This window comes from Winogradskyella sp. PC D3.3, from assembly GCF_054366245.1.
Genome location: NZ_CM135962.1, coordinates 320,398 through 338,622 on the forward strand (window position 1 = coordinate 320,398; position 18,225 = coordinate 338,622).

The following is an 18,225-nucleotide window of genomic DNA, read 5'->3' on the forward strand; positions in this document are numbered from 1 at the left end:
CCATTTCTACTAATAGTCTTTACTAAGGTTTTACCCTTGTACCTCTTGTTTTAATAAAATATGTTTTTGCTTTTTTTTTCACTTTTACAGATGCTAATAATTACGTAGCTTTGCTCAACTTTTAAATCAGCTCTTGAAATGAGCCCTGAAAATCCTAATTTTAAAATAGATTTGACTCGGCCTATTTCAAACAGACTCTAAAACAGCAACACAACCAATCTAATGAAATATAAAAGAATACTACTAAAACTATCTGGAGAAGCCTTAATGGGGAACCGACAATATGGGATTGATCCAGAACGCCTTTCAGAATATGCGAAGGACATTAAAGAAATTACAGAATTAGGTGTAGAAGTTGCTATAGTTATTGGTGGTGGAAACATTTTTAGAGGTGTTGCAGGTGCCATGCAGGGTATGGATCGTGTTCAAGGAGATCATATGGGAATGCTAGCTACTGTAATTAATGGTTTAGCCTTACAAAATGCATTAGAAGATGCCCATGTAAAGACCCGTTTACAAACAGCGATTAAAATTAATGAAGTTGCCGAGCCCTTTATAAGACGAAAAGCAATGAGCCACCTTAATAAAGGTCGTGTTGTAATTTTTGGTGGTGGAACTGGAAATCCTTATTTCACAACAGATTCTGCAGCTGTATTACGTGCCATAGAAATTGAAGCTGATGTTATTTTAAAAGGAACTCGTGTTGACGGAATTTATTCAGCCGATCCAGAAAAAGACAGCAAAGCAGTTAAATTTGATCAGATATCATTTAAAGATGTTTTACTCAAAGGTTTAAAAGTTATGGATACAACGGCATTCACTTTAAGTCAAGAAAATGAATTGCCAATTATTGTTTTTGATATGAACAAGAAAGGAAACTTACTAAAAGTAGTTTCTGGAGAAAATATAGGAACGGAGGTAAATGTTTAAACTTTGGCTTAAACTTTGATATCCCTCATTTAAAAAGTTAATACTATGAACGAAGACATTAAATTTATAATTGACTCTGCTAAAGAATCTATGGATTCTGCCATACGGCATTTAGAAAAACAGTTTGTAAATATTAGAGCTGGTAAGGCTAGTCCTGCAATGCTAGGTAGCGTTATGGTTAATTATTACGGCTCACAAACACCATTAAGCCAAGTTGCCAATGTAAATACCCCAGACGGTAGAACAATTACTGTTCAACCATGGGAAAAATCGATGCTTCAAGAAATAGAACGCAGTATTATGATTGCTAATCTCGGTTTTAACCCAATGAACAATGGTGATACCATTATTATTAATGTCCCACCATTAACGGAAGAACGCAGACGCGATTTAGCAAAGCAAGCGAAAGCAGAAGCTGAAGATGCCAAAATTGGTATTAGAAGTGCTCGAAAGGAAGCTAATCATGATATTAAAGATTCAGATGTCTCTGAAGATTTACAAAAAAATGCTGAAGCAGATATACAAAAACTAACTGATATCTACGTTAAGAAAATAGACGACATCTTAGAAATTAAGGAAAAAGAGATTATGACAGTGTAATCTCGACACTCAAAAATATAACATCCCAATACATTTGGGATGTTTTTTTTAAAATCACAATTTAAATATTCAAAATGCGAAAGCATCTGTTTGTCGTTTTACTTTTAACGCTTGCATCTTACAGCTATGCACAGCAACCACTTGTAAAAAAAACAGATTCTATAAGAACCGCACAAGATTCCATTAAGAAAACCGAATTCTTAAAACATATTGGTAATGGATTTCTGCCCTTCAATTATTTCAATTTAGATTTAAAATACCTTATCAAATTTAATCAATACGAAGGTATACGAAGTGGATTAGGCGGAATTACAAATGATCACTTTTCAGAACGCTACCGGGTTAATGGTTACTTAGTTTATGGTTTTAAAGATCAAGCGCTTAAATATAAAGTTGGTGGTGGCTTTAGAGTTAACAAAGCTTCAAACACGTGGATCAATCTAGCATATATTGACGACCTACAAGAAACAGGAAGTTCAAAATTTCTTACTGATAAACGCTTTTTTACGTTTTTTGAACCGCGATTATTAAACATTGATTTATTCCATAGACACATAACAAAATCAGTTTCAATACAACATAAATTATCCAATCATTTACTAACCGAAACGCAATTAGCCACTTCTAAAATAGACCCAACATACTATTATAATTTTTTAATAAATAACAAAACCTACTCTACTTACGATTTGAGTACGGCTAAAATCAGTTTACAATGGAGTCCGTTTAGTACCTTCTCTAACATCAATGATAAATTAATAGAAACTAAGGACGGTTATCCAAAATTTACCCTTCAAGCCACTCAAGCATTTAAATCCGTCTTAGGAAGTGATTTCAATTTTTCAAAACTAGATTTTAGAACCATTCAAAAATTTCAACATAAAGGGGATGCCACAACGAGTATTACATTAGTAGCAGGTATTGCTGGTGGAGACACGCCATTAACCCATCTTTATCATGCCTACCCTAATAATATTACAAAAGAAACCATTTTACAACGGTTTTCTGTAGCAGGCTTAAATAGTTTTGAAACGATGTATTTTAATGAGTTTTTTAGTGATAAATTCTCAACTCTTCAGATAAAGCATGCTTTTAAATCCTTTAAAATTACAAATCGCTTTAAGCCCCAATTAGTTTTAATCTCTCGGTATGCCGTAGGAAACATGCACAGCATTAGTAGACACCAAGGCTTGCAGTTTGGCACTCTTGATAAACTCTATTCCGAATCTGGTTTTGAAATCAATAAATTACTCTTCGGTTTTGGACTTAGTTTTGCCTATAGATATGGTGGATATCACTTACCTAAATTAGAAGATAACATCGCCTTTAAGTTCACCTTTAATATTTCATTATAGAACAAATTATATTACTGTTAATTACCCCACAAATCCTTAGGTTTTTTCTACCTTTGCCGCTCATTTTTGTTACTAAATAAGGTTAAAAATGAAGGAATGATTATTTCAAAAAATTAATATCCATTTTCAATTAATACCTTACGAGCTCGCTCTAAGGAAGTTACTAAAGCATGTTTAAACTTTTTACCACAGGTTTTTGGGAAGTTATTGCGAGACTTATTCTACGTAATAAAATTTTTATACTCATTGCGATTATTTTGGCAACTGTATTTTTCAGCACTCAATGGAAACACATGCGTTTTTCATCTACTGAAGCAAACCTACTGCCAGACGATCATGAAGTCAACCTTATCTATAATAACTTTTTAGAGATTTTTGGAGAAGAAGGTAATCTAGTTGTTCTCGGTGTTAAGGATTCAACCCTGTTTACGGTTAAACAACTCAATGCGTGGAACAAACTTGCAGATTCTTTTAAAGGATATGATGAAGTCGATGCCGTTTTATCTATAAAAGATCTCAAAAAATTAGTTAAAAATAATAAAGATGTAAAATTTGATTTAGAACCTTTTATTAAGGATTCTATCTCGAGTATGGCAGAAATTAATGCGTTAGAAACTGAGCTTTTTGAGCAATACCCTTTTTACGACAATTTCTTATTTAATGCAGAAACGAAAACTGTTAGAACAGCACTTTATTTAAAAAAAGATATCATTAATACTCCGGCTCGTAAAGCATTTATTCTAGATGTATTACAAGAAAAGGTCGATGCATTTGAAGCCCAAACAGGACTTGATGTTAGAGTCTCAGGGATGCCATATATTAGAACTTTAAGTTCTCAGAGTATTATAGATGAAATTCCTATATTTATTGGAGGTGCATTATTTGTTACGTCATTAATCTTTTTCTTATTCTTTAGGTCCTTTAGGGCCACGTTTATTTCGTTAATCGTAGTTTGTATTGGTGTGATGTGGACCTTTGGAATTTTAGGTTTACTCGGTTATGAAATTACAGTACTGACCGCTTTAATTCCACCTTTAATCATTGTCATTGGTATTCCAAATTGTATTTTCTTAATCAATAAATTTCAACACGAAGTAAAGTCTCATGGTAATAAAGTGAAGTCGTTACAACGAGTTGTCACCAAAGTTGGTAATGCCACATTAATGACTAATGTAACTACCGCATCTGGTTTTGCTACATTTATTCTTACCGAAAGTACATTACTTAAAGAATTTGGTATTGTTGCCTCATTGAGCATCCTTGCTATTTTTACATTGTGTTTGCTCATTATTCCAATAACCTATACGTTCTTACCTTATCCTAAACAACGCCACTTAGAACATTTAAATAAGCGTTGGATTGGTGCCTTTGTCAATTGGATGGTTTCTATGGTGAAGAATAAAAAAATCTCTATATATATTACTACTCTTATCCTAATTGTGGCTAGTATAATTGGTATTCATCAAATTAATATTTCTGGAAGTCTTATAGAAGACATGCCTCAAGACACCGATTTTTTTAATGATATTCGCTTTTTTGAATCTGAATTTAATGGTATTATGCCATTAGAAATTATGATAGATACCAAACGTAAAAAAGGAGTTATGAAATTAGCGACTTTAAAACGAATGGATGAACTTGAAGAATTAATTACTGATATCCCAGAATTATCTCGACCAATATCTGTCGTAAGCTTAGTAAAATATAGTAAACAAGCTTATTACAACGGTAATCCTAAATATTACCAATTACCAACAAGTCAAGAAAATAGTTTTATTTTATCGTATGCTAAAAACTCAACATCCAATGTTGACATGCTTAATAATTTTGTAGATAGCACAGGACAATACGCACGTATCACTACCTTTATGAAAGATATTGGTACCGATAAAATGGAGCGTATTCAAGAAGATCTTCAAAATGAAATCGATAAATTATTTCCTAAAGAACGTTATAATGTTATCATAACAGGAAAAGCATTAGTTTTTCAAAAAGGAACCAAATATTTGGTCAAAAACTTAGTGATATCACTGACCCTAGCTATTGTACTTATCGCCTTATTTATGGCCTATTTGTTTCGTTCATTTAAAATGATTATTGTATCACTAATCCCTAATCTATTACCACTATTAATTACCGCGGGAATAATGGGCTATTTAGGTGTACCGATTAAACCTTCAACTATTTTAGTGTTTAGTATAGCCTTTGGTATTTCCGTAGATGATACTATTCACTTTTTGGCCAAATACAGGCAAGAATTGCAAGCCAATAATTGGAAAATTAGAAAGTCCGTCTATGCCGCTTTACGAGAAGCCGGAGTTAGTATGATATATACTTCAATTGTATTATTCTTTGGATTCTCTGTATTTACAATTTCGAGTTTTGGTGGCACAGTCGCTTTAGGAGCCTTAGTATCTATAACGTTATTATTTGCTATGCTGTCTAACTTACTGTTATTACCTTCGTTATTATTATCTTTAGAACGAAATATTGCAAATAAAACCGTATTGAGAGAACCTTCAATAAATATTATTCCGTCTGAAGATGATGATGAGGCAGAAGACAATAAAGAAAATAAAGAATAACAACATATTTTAGCATTCAAAATTATTAAAAAAATGACTTCAAAAACTGTAGCAGAATTATTATCACAAGATGTCACCTTACAAGATGTTACCATAAAAGGTTGGGTTAGAACCTTTAGAGCAAACCGATTTATTGCTTTAAATGATGGTTCTACCATAAATAATATTCAATGTGTTGTTGATTTTAAAAATTTTGACGAAGCCCTTTTAAAGCGTGTTACTACAGGTGCTGCGATTCATGTCACAGGAGAATTAGTAGAAAGCCAAGGAAAAGGCCAATCGGTTGAAATTGTTGTAAAAACCTTAGAGATTTTAGGTGATTCAGATCCTGAAACCTACCCTATTCAACCTAAAAAGCATTCGTTTGAATTTTTAAGAGAAAATGCTCATTTACGTACAAGAACCAATACGTTTAGTGCTGTAATGCGTTTAAGATCCTCGCTGTCTTTTGCTGTTCATAAGTACTTTAACGAAAATGGTTTTAACTATATGCACACTCCAATTATTACAGGAAGTGATGCTGAAGGTGCAGGCGAAATGTTTAAAGTAACCAACTTAGACGTAAAAAATCCACCGTTAAATGACGATGGGTCTATAAATTATAAAGAAGATTTCTTCGGAAAAGAAACCAATTTAACAGTTTCTGGTCAGCTTGAAGCAGAAACTTACGCCATGGCTTTAGGTAAAGTGTATACGTTTGGGCCAACATTTAGAGCTGAAAATTCTAATACTTCGCGTCACTTAGCAGAATTCTGGATGATTGAACCAGAAGTTGCATTTATGGATTTAGCTGGTAATATGGACTTAGCTGAAGACTTTATGAAATCAGTACTAAGCTATGTTCTTGAACATAACAAAGAAGATTTAGAATTTTTAGATAAACGTTTATTAGACGAAGAAAAAACAAAACCACAAGCCGAACGTAGTGAGATGAGCCTAATTGAAAAAATTAAGTTTGTCGTAGATAACAATTTTAAGCGTGTTAGCTATACAGAGGCTATCGATATCTTAAAAAATTCTAAGCCAAATAAAAAGAAGAAATTCAACTATATCATCGAAGAATGGGGAGCAGATTTACAATCTGAGCACGAGCGCTTCTTAGTAGAAAAGCATTTTAAATGTCCTGTAATACTATTTGATTACCCAGCAAACATTAAAGCATTTTACATGCGTTTAAATGAAGATGGTAAAACTGTAAGAGCTATGGATATTCTATTCCCAGGTATTGGTGAAATGGTTGGAGGATCGCAACGTGAAGAGCGCTTAGATGTCTTAAAAGAAAAGATGAAGGCTTTAGATATTTCCGAAGAAGAATTATGGTGGTATTTAGATCTTCGTAAATACGGAACAGCCGTTCACTCTGGCTTTGGATTAGGTTTTGAGCGCTTAGTTATGTTTGCCACAGGTATGGGGAATATCAGAGATGTGATTCCTTATCCTAGAACACCTCAAAATGCAGAGTTTTAATCACTATATTTAAGCCTGTCTGATTTTAAAATCAGATAGGTTTTTTTATTATTTTTATAATCAACTAAAAATCTATGTCTTTAAAGCAGTTTTTACAATTTAAACTCTCTCAAAAGTTGTCTCCACAGCAGATTCAGCTTATGAAATTGATTCAATTACCTACACAAGCCTTTGAACAACGTTTAAAGCAAGAATTAGAGGAGAATCCTGCATTAGATACTGGAAAAGAATCTGAAACATCTGATGATAATTTAGATGAGTTTGACAATTCAGACGATAATTTTGATGACAACGAGACTATTGAAGCTGAGGATATCAATATAGACGAATATCTAAGTGACGATGAGATTCCTGAATATCGTACCCAAGCCAATAATTACAGTGCAGATGATGAAGATAAAACCATGCCGTATGCGGCAGGAACCTCATTTACACAACATTTAATAAATCAGTTAAATACGTTTAGACTAACCGAACAAGAAGAGGAAATTGCTTATTTCCTCGTTGGTAGTGTTGATGAAAGTGGTTATATCCGTCGTTCTTTGGCTGATATTACTGACGACTTAGCCTTTACTCAAAATGTTTATACAACTGAAGAAGAGGTTGAAAAAGTGTTGCATATTGTGCATCAATTGGATCCTGCAGGTGTTGGTGCCCGTAATCTTCAAGAATGTTTAAGCATTCAATTGCACAGAAAGGAACAACATCCTGATGTTGAATTAGCTACAACGATTATAGATAAAGGCTTTGAACAGTTTACAAAAAAGCATTATAAAAAATTAATGCAAAAGTTCAACATTGATGAAGAACAATTAAAAGACGCCATTGAAGAAATTGAAAGATTAAATCCTAAACCAGGTGGATCTTACGCTGGTAACAATAAAATTGTAGAGCATATTGTACCTGATTTTGCTATTAAAATAGTCGATGGAGAATTAGAGTTGACTCTTAATGGTAGAAATGCACCAGAATTACATGTATCACGAGAATACAACAACATGCTAAAAGGCTATAAAGAGACTAAAGAAAAGTCTAAATCTCAAAAGGATGCAATAATGTTTATTAAACAAAAGTTAGATGCTGCTAAATGGTTTATTGAAGCAGTAAGGCAACGTCAGCAAACATTATTTGTAACCATGAGCTCTATAATGCATTACCAAAAAGAGTATTTCTTAACTGGTGATGAGCGTAATTTACGCCCTATGATTTTAAAGGATATTGCAGACGAAATTGAAATGGATGTTTCAACCATATCTCGTGTTGCAAATAGTAAGTATGTTGATACACCTTATGGTACCAAATTAATTAAGGAATTCTTTTCGGAATCTATGACTAACGATCAAGGTGAAGAAGTTTCAACTCGAGAAATTAAAAAAATTCTAGAAACCGTTATAGAAGAAGAAAGCAAAAAGAAACCGTTAACTGATGAAGCGCTTTCTAAAATTTTAAAAGAAAAAGGTTATCCCATCGCTAGACGTACTGTTGCAAAATACAGAGAGCAATTAGACATTCCGGTTGCACGTTTAAGAAAGGAACTTTAAGTTGTTACACGTTGACATCAATACTCATTTGCTAAACGCTGAAATGTTAGTCTACCGTTTTGAAACACCTCAAATCGTTTTAAATAGCTAGACACACGTTCTTCATATAGTATTTTAAAAATTGAATTCCATATCAGTGCTGCTTCATCTAGTCTAGCTTCTTTTATAGCCGCATTAAGAAGTGCTACAAGCGCAATTACTGATTTTACGACGTCCATATCCTGACGTTATAATTCACTCGGTATAACTGCTTTTCTATGATTATTAGGATAGGGCTCAATTTCTCAACAAAAGAAATCCAGGATTTTCGATTTTAACTCACTTTGTGTTAAATGCTTTAAAAGCTAGTGCTTGTAAATTGAATGTCATTTATCCCTACCTTTTTTGAATTTAAAAGGTATAACACGACTATTACATTAGCACATGATATCTTTTTAAAGATAAAACTTTACATTTGCTATACTGATGAAAGAATTTATTTTAAAAGGTATATCGTTTGTTTTTCACCCATTAATTATGCCATTATTGGGTGTGCTATTTTATTTTTCTAAAACACCACGTTTTATACCTCAACCTATCATATATGCCAAAATCTTTTCGATTTGTATTCTAACAATCGTCCTCCCTATTCTTTTATTCTTTCTATTAAAAACGATCAACAAAGTCAATTCTATTTACCTAAAAAGTACAAAGGAGCGCCTAATTCCGCTCTTTATAAACAGCATTATAATTGCATTAATCCTCATACGCGTATTAAGATCGGACGAAATTATAGAGTTGTATTACTTCTTTTTAGGCATACTTATCTCTACACTAACTTGTTTTATTTTAGCCATCTTTAAAATAAAGGCTAGTATCCATATGATTGGATCTTGTGGTTTTTTTATGTTTGCAATAGCCTTAAGTATGCACTATCACATTAATATTAACGGCACAATAGCTCTAATGGCGATTATTATAGGCGCAATTGCTACCTCTCGTTTACATTTAAAAGCACATACCTCTCAAGAACTCCTCGTAGGCATGTTTATTGGATTATTACCCCAAATAATCCTTCTTAACTATTGGTTATAAAATATAAAACATCAAACCAATTTTTAAGGACTTCATATCCATACTTTCCCCTTCAAATTGAATATTATTGTCGAAAATAGAATTTAAACCATAATACACATGAAAATTCCATGTACCATAACCAGCACTAAGCGTTAAGCCGTATTGCACTTTATTAAAACTATCTATATTCGACAATTTTTCATCAGTAACATCACTCTTAAAGTTAGTGGTATTATACACTAAATACCCAATTTTAAATCCGGTATAAATACGCCAAAAATTATAATCTATGGCATTAGAAGTCCGCCATCTAAGCTCAAAAGGCACCTCAACGAGATAGGTTGTAAACTTATTTTTTGAAACGTTATAATCATTTTCATCAATTTCAGTGAAGGTAATCGTATTGTCAACATCTTCAATCAATATATTTTTTTGATTGTATGAGTTTGTAGAAAGCCCAAGACCAAGACCAATAGCTACATTTCGTTTCGTATTAATTGGCATATCCCTAATAAAACCAAAATGGAAACCAGAGGAAAAACCAGTTTGAGAAATCCCAGAAGGCTTTTCATTAAGAAGATTATAAGTTATAGAGGCATAAAATTGGTCCTCTCTATAAGTATTATAAAGTTCAGACGTATCTGTATTATCCGTTTGCGAAAACCCCAAAAAACCAATGGATACAAGTAAAATAAAACTATAAATTTTCATATGTATAAAACTACAAAATCTTTGATAGCTATTAAATAAAAAAGCGTCCTGAGATTGCTCCCAGAACGCTTTTATTATAAAATTAAGATGTAATTATAACTTTTCAGTTTTTGTATTCGCTATATACATTACTTTTAATGCATTAGCCTTACGTAATTCTTGCTTAATATCTGATACTAAACCGGCATTGGTTCTTTTATCAACTTTAAGACCTACAACTACTTTACTTTGAAGTTCTTCATTCATTTCACTAATACCTTGATATACCGAAGACTGAACATCTTCTACTGTAATAAAAGCATCATTGTATTGAATTCTTGGTTCTTCACCAAATTGTTTATATTGAGCACTCGGTTTACCAGCATAGATAAAAATAGTTCTATCCTTTTTAAGTTTTTCTACTTGATCTGCGCTTGGTAATTGGTTTTCAATCATTAAAGAACTATCTCTCATAACCGTTGCAACCATAAAAAAGAAAAGCAACATAAATACAATATCTGGTAGCGATGCCGTCGAAATCGCTGGCAATCCACCCTTATCTTTTTTTCTAAACTTAGACATATTTGTTACTTTTTATTTTTTATCAGGTTCTGCTTCAGACAATTTCATTGGGAATAATTTCTTAATGGTCTCTATACGCTCATTAAGCACTTCATCCTTACTAAATTGGTTCTTCTCTTTCTCTTCAAGCATAGCGGTAAAGACTTTTTCAGCATTTGGATAATACTTTCTATATAGTCGTTCTGCTTCGCGCTCTCTTAAGAAATTATAGGCTGCAACCAACTCATTTTGTACATCCATGTACTTCTCATAAGTTGTTTCTCTATCGTGCTTCATTGAGATAATTGCTTTATCAGGATGATCAGAGGAATCCTCTAAACGCTTTCCTTTACAATAATCACAAGACTCACCTTCTGGGTTCGTTCCACCACCATTATCTAAAAAGTCGATAGCCGCTTGTCTTAATTGACTAATTGGAATCTCCTCTTCTTCAACTAAGAGTTGATTATTACGGTTAATATTAACAGTAAAAAGATTCTTTTGTTTAATAACAGGGGGTTCAACTTCAGTCTCATCAATAGGTGGCAAACTTCTTAAAAGTCCTTTGTCTTTTTCAATCGTTGTTGTTACTAAGAAAAAGATAAGTAATAAGAAGGCAATGTCAGCCATTGATCCTGCATTCACTTCGGGTGCTGCTCTTTTTGCCATGTTATATTATTTACTGATTACTTTTTTAACTCCTGAGAAAATCATTGTTATTGCAGCAACAGCTAATAGTATATAAAATGCTACTAAACCGGCTCCTACCATATGTGATTCTCCTTCTGTAGCCATACTATCACCGTTCTTATAAGCGGTTAGATCACCACCAGAAACTACATAAGCAATAATTAATACAGCTGCAAATGCACCAACACCAATTAATGTACTTTTTAAGGACGCTGTGTTTGTAAATAGATTTTGTAAAACAAAAACAAGTACAAATAGCACAACTAATCCTAATATAATGTAAGCGGTCCAAGCCATAGGCTCAAATAAACCTGCTTTTTCACCACTTTCCATAGCTTCATCACCGGCAGCAATAATTCTCACAAGAGAAATGATACCAAACAAACTAAGCAGTGCGGCTATAATTTTAAATATTTTGTGCATAATTAATTTTTATTTTTTGTGTCTTACTAATAAATCCATCAATGTAATTGACGCATCTTCCATATCATTTACAATACTATCTATTTTAGCAATGATATAATTATAAAAGATTTGAAGTATAATCGCTACAATAAGTCCAAATACTGTTGTTAAAAGTGCGACTTTAATACCACCTGCCACTAAAGAAGGTTGCATATCACCAGCAGCTTCAATTTTATCGAAGGCTTGAATCATACCAATTACCGTTCCCATGAAACCAAGCATTGGTGCCAAAGCGATAAATAATGAAATCCAAGACACATTCTTTTCTAATTGTCCCATTTGTACACCACCGTAAGCTACAACCGCTTTTTCAGCAGCATCGATATCCTCATCAGCTCTATCTAAACCTTGATAGAATATAGAGGCAACAGGTCCTTTTGTATTTCTACAAACTTCTTTAGCCGCTTCAATACCACCAGAATTTAGGGCATCTTCTACATTTTGAGTTAATTTTTTAGTGTTTGTAGTCGAAAGATTTAAAAAGATAATTCTCTCAATAGCAATCGCTAATCCAAGAATTAAACATAGTAGTACAATCCCCATAAAGCCTGGACCACCTTCGATAAAACGCTTTTTTAATTCTTGATGGAAACTCAAATCTTCGGAAGCTGGTTCTTCTGCTTGAGTTACACTTGTTACAGTTGCTGTTGCACTTGCAAAGGCTGTTGTTGCATTGGCATTAACAGTTCCGATAGCCATTAAACATGTTATGGCAAGGATAGAAAATAATCTTTTCATTGTTCTGAATCTTAATTTTATTAGTTAAAGTGTTAAAGATAAAAAAAAATATGCAATTCTAACATAAAATATCAGCAGAGAGGAAGGGATTCGAACCCTCGATACCCTTTTGAGGTATACACACTTTCCAGGCGTGCGCCTTCGACCACTCGGCCACCTCTCTCTAAATTTATTTCAAATTACAATGTGCCAAATAACGAAAAAAACTTCAAACACTAAAATTTATAGTGTTATTTTCTGTTATTTTTAGGACATTTCACCTCTTAAAGACGTTTCAAAAATAGTTTTGAATTCTTTTCCTTCAATTTGCTCTCCTAAAAGGTACATTAATTTAGCAATTGCGGCTTCTGTAGTCATATCTTTTCCAGAAATAACTCCAATTAATTTTAACTGAGAACTGGTTTCATATTGTCCCATATTTACGCTTCCTCCTGCACATTGCGTCACATTAACGATATGCAGTCCTCTTGCGATTGCGTCTTTTATTAACTGTAAAAACCAAGCTTCGTTCGTTGCATTTCCAGAACCATAAGTCTCTAGAATAAGGCCTTTAATTAATTTACTTGTTAAAATGGCTTCACACATTGGTCTAGAAATCCCTGGAAACAATTTAAGTATACCAACATGCGTATCCATAGCCGTTCGTAAAATCAATTTTGCCTTTGGAATTGGTTTCCATAAGTGTGCGTAATTGACATTTAAATGCACTCCAGACTCCGCTAAATACGGATAATTGAGCGATTCAAAGGCTTCAAAGTGCTCAGCATTAATTTTTGTAGTTCTATTGCCTCTATATAATTTATATTCAAAATAAAGTCCGACCTCTCTTATAACCGGCACACCATCAATTTGCAACGATGCCATTTGTATCGATGTAATTAAATTTTCTTTAGCATCAGTTCGTAAATCACCTATTGGCAATTGCGAGCCCGTAAATATGACGGGTTTTGCTAAATTCTCTAGCATAAAACTCAATGCTGACGCTGAATAACTCATTGTATCACTACCATGTAAAACTACAAAACCATCATAATCTAAGTAGTTATTCCCTATTATGGTTGCTATGTCACCCCAATATTTGGGATTCATGTTTGATGAATCTATAGGTTCTTCAAAAGAAATCGTTTCAATGGTGCAATCTAATAAGCGTAATTCTGGGATTTTAACAAGTAAACTATCAAAATCAAATGCTTTTAGTGCTCCACTTTCAACATCTTTAACCATACCAATAGTACCTCCGGTATATATTAATAAAATATGTGGTTGCTTTGTCATTTAAATTCCGAATATAGCTTTTGAGTTATCTGTTGTAATAGTCGCAATTTCATCATGGCTTTTGCCATAAAGTTCCGACAATTTTTCTAACACCTTACAAACATAAGCACTTTCATTTCGTTTGCCTCTAAAGGGTTTTGGTGCTAAGTAAGGAGAATCCGTTTCTAAAACAATATGCTTCAAATCTATCTGATTTATAAACTGATCTATTTTACCATTCTTAAAGGTAACGACTCCTCCTATTCCTAATTTCATGTTGTAGGAAATCGCTTTGTGTGCTTGTTCTAAAGTCCCAGTAAAGCAATGAAAAATACCATATAAATCATCTGACTTCTCTTCTTCCAACACCTGAAAAATTTCATCAAAAGCCTCTCTACAATGAATAACTATAGGTAATTGATATTGTTTTGCCAAATGTATTTGATGCTTAAAAGCTTCAATTTGAATTGCTAAAGTAGATGTATCCCAATATAAATCAATCCCTATTTCTCCAACAGCATAAAATTTTCGTTTTGCCAATTGTGCTTCAACATGTGCTAATTCGTCTTTATAATTTTCTTTTACAGAGGTAGGATGTAAGCCCATCATTAAATACATATACTCTGGAAACTCTTTTTCAAGTTGAAACATGGATTCCGTATAAGATGAATCTATTGCTGGAATAAAAAATCTTGTAACCTTAGCGTCTATTGCTCGCTGTATCATTTCCGCTCTATCGTTATCAAAAGCGTCACTGTACAGATGGGTATGTGTGTCGGTAATAATCATTTTGTAAAAGTAAAAAAGTCATCTTGGATTTGATGACTTTCATTTTAGAATTTATTAAAACTTAAACACGATGCTCTTATAGCAACGGAAATAAAACAAACTCGTTAATTTAACTTATTCAATAATTTTTGAGCAGTCTTATAATCTTCAGCATCTTCGGGTATCGTTTGAAGAATTTCTATACAACCCGCAGTCTTTTCTTGTTTCAAATAACTTAAAGCTAATAGCCATTTTGCTTTATTTTTATATGCTGAATGCCCTTTTGATAGTTTATTGAGAAGATGATCAGCTTCTTCAAACTGATTGGTTTCAATCAAAGCCATACTCTTATACAATTGAACTTCTAAATTAGCGAAATCCGTTTCTAAAATGGCATTAAACGCATTGATGGCGTCGTTATAGTTCTTTGTATTAAAGCTTTGTTCTGCTTTACTAAGGTTAGCATCATCAGCACTTCTAACCGTTAAACTAATGGGGTCAAAATTATTAAAATCTTCATATGAAGGCTCTCCAAACTGGTTGAAAATAAAAAAGCCTAATAAAATAACAACAGACGCAGCTATAGCATACTTATAAAAATTGGGTTGGCGGATTGTGTTATCTGTATTTTCAAGGTCGTCTAATGTATTGAAATGCATATTTGAAATAACATCTAAATTGGCTTTGAAATCGGATGTTTCTTGCTCGTTTGCGATTTCATGTTTTAAATGAGAAGACATGTCTTTATAAACCTCAAAGGTTTTATTAAACAAAGCATCTGACTCTAAGCGTTTGTTAAAGGCTAATAGATCCTCATTTGATAAATTTCCTGCGAGATAATCTTCAAACTGTATATAATCTTGTTCTTCCATAACTTTAATAATTCAGTTGGTTAAATTTTGGCGAGGCCTGCACTAATTTGGTCAATTGTCCGATACATAACGACTTTTTCTTTCGAGCATAAGCGTAAGTTATGTTTAGGCTTTTAGCAACTTCTTCCATTGAATTAATTTTAAAAGTCGCTTTAAGCAAATCTTTACAAGCATCACCTAATTGCTGAAACATCTCATTAAATAGAGCCTGTTTGTTTTCAAAAATCGAAGTTTCAAAAGACAATACTTGTGCGTCATCATCCTTAGATAACACTTCTTCATTGATTGTTACCTCTTTTCTACCACTTTTCTTTAATTGATTTAACCACTTGCGTTTACAGAGCAAGAAAAAATAAGCATCAAAGGGACATGTTAATTGCAGGTGCTTTTGCTTCGCTTGATTATATATTGTGATGATGGTTTCTTGTATAACATCCTGAGCATCATAAGCATCTCCACTATTCTGCTTAATATAATTAATCACTTTGGGCGCAAATTTATCATAGATAGTTTGAATAATAAAGGTATTGTTTGCCGCTAATCCATCAATATACTTTTGGTCTTCGTGTGTTTTTTTATTGCTCATGAACCCTTTATTTTCAACGAATTTAAAAAAAACTTTGAAACATTGAGGTAACAAATTTCAAAAGCTTTTGATGTATTGGCAGATGGGTAGAGAACCCATTGACTAATCACTAATCTTTTTATTATGAAAAATTCTATTCAAAAAATCATTATGCTATTGCTATTGTCCTGTTATGGCGTTGCACATGCACAAGGAGAATTAACTCCAGGAGTACAAACGAGCGCTTTAACCGCATCAATAAGTAGTTGAATTCTACCTCCGACAAAAACAAAGCATTTTATGCTTCTGCTTATTGGGTAAGTGGTGCCGATTGTGGTAATTATTTAAAAATCTATAATGGTACGACTTTTGCCGCTACATCTCCGCAAATCCTTATTTCTAGTTATCACGGATTTACTAGAGTTAGATTAGATCACAATAATAATGTTTATGTCTTATATGTAGACCGCACGGCTCCTGGTAGTACAACATTTAGAACCTATTTAAAAAAGTACAATACTACTGGTACGTTAATTGGATCTCGAATTGAAGTAACTAATAACACCAATGCAACAGATATTGAAGTTGCTCCTAACGGAGATGTCCTTATTGGATGTGTTGAAGGCAATCTCGCTAAGGTTAAGATTTTTAGAAATATGGTCTACAAAGGGTTTTTACCCATAAGTAATGTTCCTACAATTACTAACACTAGCCCATTTTCTATACAAATGGATATGAAAGACTCTAAATTTGTAGTAGGCTATTCTATGGGGAGCATTACCTCTTCACAACTACACCTTAAACGTTTTACCTATAATCCAAATTTTAACGCATTAATTCACGTTAATTTATCGTCTTTATATTCTCACTATTCAGAAACTGGTAGTCGATTTGAATATACCAATAATCAAATAGCATTACGATCGAATTGGGAAGTGTTTTACAACACTAACACCTCTACATCATATCCATTTACAGAATTTAGAGTTAAACATTTACATGCTGGAGGTAGTAATATTTTTCAATATTCAAATGGTTTTGTCGATGTAGATATAAATAACCGATTACTAATTAGTAAAAACCACGGAAGTATTAATTATCCGGATTATAAGGTAGAGCTCTTTGACACAAGTAATAGTTTAATACATGAATTTGCTATCAGTAATAAAATTAAAAATCATTTAGAAAGTATCGCAATATATGACTGTGAATTTGTGATTACAGGAATTGATAGAAAACTAGGAGCTAATCCATTACTCCACACTTACCAAAGCTACCATCAATTATTTAATTGCCAAGACTGTAGACCTAATATGGGAGCAACTGCAGTAGCCAAATTTAGATACCCCAATACCGTCAATCAATACCCATCAAAATATGGACCTTTAGATGTTACTGAATTATGTTTAGTAGACAATTTGTTAGTGGATGGATCACTGAGCAGTTGTGAAGATCGCTATTTTGTAGAATTAAGTGAGTTTAACCCTGTAAGTTGGAGCAACACATTAGTATTACACTCAGCATGGGTAACACCTTTAACGCAAGCACCTAACAACATTAATATTGTCGATTTCTTACCGTCAGGTTATCATCTAAGACCGGGTAAAATTTATAAATTCAAATTAGCTGTAGGTTTACCATGGGATTCTACAGAAATCTTTTTTGAAGTCTCTTGTTGTAAACGGGATATCGTTGTAATTGCTAATCCTTCAGAGGTTAAGGAAGCCTACAAATACAGCTTAACTTTTGGAGATGATCAGACCGCGATTAAAGACGACGAGATTATGAACTTTTCAACATTCCCTAATCCTGCAAAAGAAAAATTGACTCTAGATTTTAGCAACTTTAATCCAAATACAACAAAAGTTGTAAGTATAAAAAACACACAAGGCGTAGAGGTTTTTTCTAAAAACACAACCTTAAAAACAGAAACCCTTTCTGTAAAACAATGGCCCACTGGCATATATATTACGACAGTTAGCGTTGATGGAAAAACATATCAAAAGAAAATAATTAAAAAATAAGTATCTCAAATAAACTACTAATAAACAAGCTACTTAAACATCAAAGTAGCTTGTTATTAAAAAT

The 18,225-nt window shown here is 32.9% G+C and carries 19 protein-coding genes and 1 tRNA gene; 9 read left to right on the forward strand and 11 right to left on the reverse strand.

The features are described from left to right. Positions 1-222: 222 nt before the first annotated feature. From pyrH to rpoN, 6 genes are all read left to right on the forward strand, one after another. The gene (pyrH, locus tag ACXGSQ_RS01385; RefSeq protein WP_458627863.1) at positions 223-930 is read left to right on the forward strand and encodes a UMP kinase; all 708 of its coding nucleotides are present in this window, start codon (positions 223-225) and stop codon (positions 928-930) included. 45 nt (positions 931-975) lie between these two features. Further along, the gene (gene frr / locus ACXGSQ_RS01390) at positions 976-1,530 is read left to right on the forward strand and encodes a ribosome recycling factor (RefSeq protein WP_458627864.1); all 555 of its coding nucleotides are present in this window, start codon (positions 976-978) and stop codon (positions 1,528-1,530) included. Positions 1,531-1,604: 74 nt separating this feature from the next. Continuing rightward, positions 1,605-2,885 (forward strand): DUF5686 family protein, encoded by a 1,281-nt coding sequence (locus ACXGSQ_RS01395; protein ID WP_458627865.1) that lies wholly within the window; start codon positions 1,605-1,607, stop codon positions 2,883-2,885. 170 nt (positions 2,886-3,055) lie between these two features. After that, positions 3,056-5,470 (forward strand): efflux RND transporter permease subunit, encoded by a 2,415-nt coding sequence (locus ACXGSQ_RS01400; protein ID WP_458627866.1) that lies wholly within the window; start codon positions 3,056-3,058, stop codon positions 5,468-5,470. A gap of 33 nt (positions 5,471-5,503) precedes the next feature. Beyond that, positions 5,504-6,937: an asparagine--tRNA ligase gene (asnS, locus tag ACXGSQ_RS01405; protein ID WP_458627867.1), complete on the forward strand. Its 1,434-nt coding sequence runs from the start codon at positions 5,504-5,506 to the stop codon at positions 6,935-6,937. 74 nt (positions 6,938-7,011) lie between these two features. Further along, on the forward strand, positions 7,012-8,478 hold the full coding sequence (gene rpoN, locus ACXGSQ_RS01410) for an RNA polymerase factor sigma-54 (protein WP_458627868.1): 1,467 nt from the start codon (positions 7,012-7,014) through the stop codon (positions 8,476-8,478). A gap of 17 nt (positions 8,479-8,495) precedes the next feature. Here the strand turns inward: rpoN and ACXGSQ_RS01415 are convergent, their stop codons facing one another. Beyond that, positions 8,496-8,696 (reverse strand): hypothetical protein, encoded by a 201-nt coding sequence (locus ACXGSQ_RS01415; protein WP_458627869.1) that lies wholly within the window; start codon positions 8,694-8,696, stop codon positions 8,496-8,498. 247 nt (positions 8,697-8,943) lie between these two features. Between ACXGSQ_RS01415 and ACXGSQ_RS01420 the strand changes: the two genes are divergently transcribed. Then, on the forward strand, positions 8,944-9,552 hold the full coding sequence (locus tag ACXGSQ_RS01420; RefSeq protein WP_458627870.1) for a hypothetical protein: 609 nt from the start codon (positions 8,944-8,946) through the stop codon (positions 9,550-9,552). Here the strand turns inward: ACXGSQ_RS01420 and ACXGSQ_RS01425 are convergent. The 10 genes from ACXGSQ_RS01425 to ACXGSQ_RS01470 form a co-directional block, all read right to left on the reverse strand. Next, on the reverse strand, positions 9,547-10,245 hold the full coding sequence (locus ACXGSQ_RS01425) for a porin family protein (protein WP_458627871.1): 699 nt from the start codon (positions 10,243-10,245) through the stop codon (positions 9,547-9,549). The two genes, ACXGSQ_RS01420 and ACXGSQ_RS01425, sit on opposite strands and share 6 nt — an antisense overlap. A gap of 93 nt (positions 10,246-10,338) precedes the next feature. After that, positions 10,339-10,806, reverse strand: coding sequence for an ExbD/TolR family protein (locus ACXGSQ_RS01430; protein WP_458627872.1), 468 nt, complete (start codon positions 10,804-10,806; stop codon positions 10,339-10,341). Positions 10,807-10,818: 12 nt separating this feature from the next. Continuing rightward, positions 10,819-11,454 carry an ExbD/TolR family protein gene (locus tag ACXGSQ_RS01435; protein ID WP_458627873.1) on the reverse strand — a complete coding sequence of 212 codons (636 nt, stop codon included), beginning with the start codon at positions 11,452-11,454 and terminating at the stop codon, positions 10,819-10,821. Positions 11,455-11,460: 6 nt separating this feature from the next. Beyond that, positions 11,461-11,898: a hypothetical protein gene (locus tag ACXGSQ_RS01440; RefSeq protein ID WP_458627874.1), complete on the reverse strand. Its 438-nt coding sequence runs from the start codon at positions 11,896-11,898 to the stop codon at positions 11,461-11,463. Positions 11,899-11,907: 9 nt separating this feature from the next. Further along, complete coding sequence (locus ACXGSQ_RS01445; RefSeq protein ID WP_458627875.1) at positions 11,908-12,678, reverse strand: MotA/TolQ/ExbB proton channel family protein; 771 nt, start codon at positions 12,676-12,678, stop codon at positions 11,908-11,910. 75 nt (positions 12,679-12,753) lie between these two features. Further along, positions 12,754-12,841, reverse strand: a tRNA-Ser gene (locus ACXGSQ_RS01450). 83 nt (positions 12,842-12,924) lie between these two features. Continuing rightward, positions 12,925-13,953, reverse strand: a complete 1,029-nt coding sequence (locus tag ACXGSQ_RS01455; RefSeq protein ID WP_458627876.1) for an asparaginase — start codon at positions 13,951-13,953, stop codon at positions 12,925-12,927. Beyond that, complete coding sequence (locus ACXGSQ_RS01460; protein WP_458627877.1) at positions 13,954-14,721, reverse strand: TatD family hydrolase; 768 nt, start codon at positions 14,719-14,721, stop codon at positions 13,954-13,956. A gap of 104 nt (positions 14,722-14,825) precedes the next feature. Beyond that, entirely contained in the window at positions 14,826-15,572 is a 747-nt protein-coding gene (locus ACXGSQ_RS01465) for a tetratricopeptide repeat protein (RefSeq protein ID WP_458627878.1), read from the reverse strand. Positions 15,573-15,576: 4 nt separating this feature from the next. After that, positions 15,577-16,158 carry an RNA polymerase sigma factor gene (locus ACXGSQ_RS01470; protein ID WP_458627879.1) on the reverse strand — a complete coding sequence of 194 codons (582 nt, stop codon included), beginning with the start codon at positions 16,156-16,158 and terminating at the stop codon, positions 15,577-15,579. 123 nt (positions 16,159-16,281) lie between these two features. Here ACXGSQ_RS01470 and ACXGSQ_RS01475 point away from each other — a divergent pair, with 123 nt between their 5' ends. Both ACXGSQ_RS01475 and ACXGSQ_RS01480 read left to right on the forward strand, forming a co-directional pair. Further along, positions 16,282-16,407, forward strand: coding sequence for a hypothetical protein (locus ACXGSQ_RS01475; RefSeq protein WP_458627880.1), 126 nt, complete (start codon positions 16,282-16,284; stop codon positions 16,405-16,407). Further along, a complete protein-coding gene (locus ACXGSQ_RS01480; RefSeq protein WP_458627881.1) occupies positions 16,404-18,161 on the forward strand; it encodes a T9SS type A sorting domain-containing protein in 1,758 nt (585 codons plus the stop codon). The genes ACXGSQ_RS01475 and ACXGSQ_RS01480 overlap by 4 nt, the downstream gene beginning before the upstream one ends. Positions 18,162-18,225 lie beyond the last annotated feature (64 nt).

Excerpts from the sequence above, each read along its gene's own strand:
- ACXGSQ_RS01395 (WP_458627865.1), top strand. The coding sequence starts at position 1,605 with ATGCGAAAGCATCTGTTTGTCGTTTTACTTTTAACGCTTGCATCTTAC.
- ACXGSQ_RS01435 (WP_458627873.1), bottom strand. The coding sequence starts at position 11,454 with ATGGCAAAAAGAGCAGCACCCGAAGTGAATGCAGGATCAATGGCTGAC.
- ACXGSQ_RS01455 (WP_458627876.1), bottom strand. The coding sequence starts at position 13,953 with ATGACAAAGCAACCACATATTTTATTAATATATACCGGAGGTACTATT.
- ACXGSQ_RS01420 (WP_458627870.1), top strand. The coding sequence starts at position 8,944 with ATGAAAGAATTTATTTTAAAAGGTATATCGTTTGTTTTTCACCCATTA.
- asnS (WP_458627867.1), top strand. The coding sequence starts at position 5,504 with ATGACTTCAAAAACTGTAGCAGAATTATTATCACAAGATGTCACCTTA.
- ACXGSQ_RS01415 (WP_458627869.1), bottom strand. The coding sequence starts at position 8,696 with ATGGACGTCGTAAAATCAGTAATTGCGCTTGTAGCACTTCTTAATGCG.
- frr (WP_458627864.1), top strand. The coding sequence starts at position 976 with ATGAACGAAGACATTAAATTTATAATTGACTCTGCTAAAGAATCTATG.
- ACXGSQ_RS01475 (WP_458627880.1), top strand. The coding sequence starts at position 16,282 with ATGAAAAATTCTATTCAAAAAATCATTATGCTATTGCTATTGTCCTGT.
- ACXGSQ_RS01465 (WP_458627878.1), bottom strand. The coding sequence starts at position 15,572 with ATGGAAGAACAAGATTATATACAGTTTGAAGATTATCTCGCAGGAAAT.
- pyrH (WP_458627863.1), top strand. The coding sequence starts at position 223 with ATGAAATATAAAAGAATACTACTAAAACTATCTGGAGAAGCCTTAATG.
- ACXGSQ_RS01425 (WP_458627871.1), bottom strand. The coding sequence starts at position 10,245 with ATGAAAATTTATAGTTTTATTTTACTTGTATCCATTGGTTTTTTGGGG.
- ACXGSQ_RS01470 (WP_458627879.1), bottom strand. The coding sequence starts at position 16,158 with ATGAGCAATAAAAAAACACACGAAGACCAAAAGTATATTGATGGATTA.
- ACXGSQ_RS01460 (WP_458627877.1), bottom strand. The coding sequence starts at position 14,721 with ATGATTATTACCGACACACATACCCATCTGTACAGTGACGCTTTTGAT.
- ACXGSQ_RS01445 (WP_458627875.1), bottom strand. The coding sequence starts at position 12,678 with ATGAAAAGATTATTTTCTATCCTTGCCATAACATGTTTAATGGCTATC.
- ACXGSQ_RS01440 (WP_458627874.1), bottom strand. The coding sequence starts at position 11,898 with ATGCACAAAATATTTAAAATTATAGCCGCACTGCTTAGTTTGTTTGGT.
- rpoN (WP_458627868.1), top strand. The coding sequence starts at position 7,012 with ATGTCTTTAAAGCAGTTTTTACAATTTAAACTCTCTCAAAAGTTGTCT.
- ACXGSQ_RS01430 (WP_458627872.1), bottom strand. The coding sequence starts at position 10,806 with ATGTCTAAGTTTAGAAAAAAAGATAAGGGTGGATTGCCAGCGATTTCG.
- ACXGSQ_RS01400 (WP_458627866.1), top strand. The coding sequence starts at position 3,056 with ATGTTTAAACTTTTTACCACAGGTTTTTGGGAAGTTATTGCGAGACTT.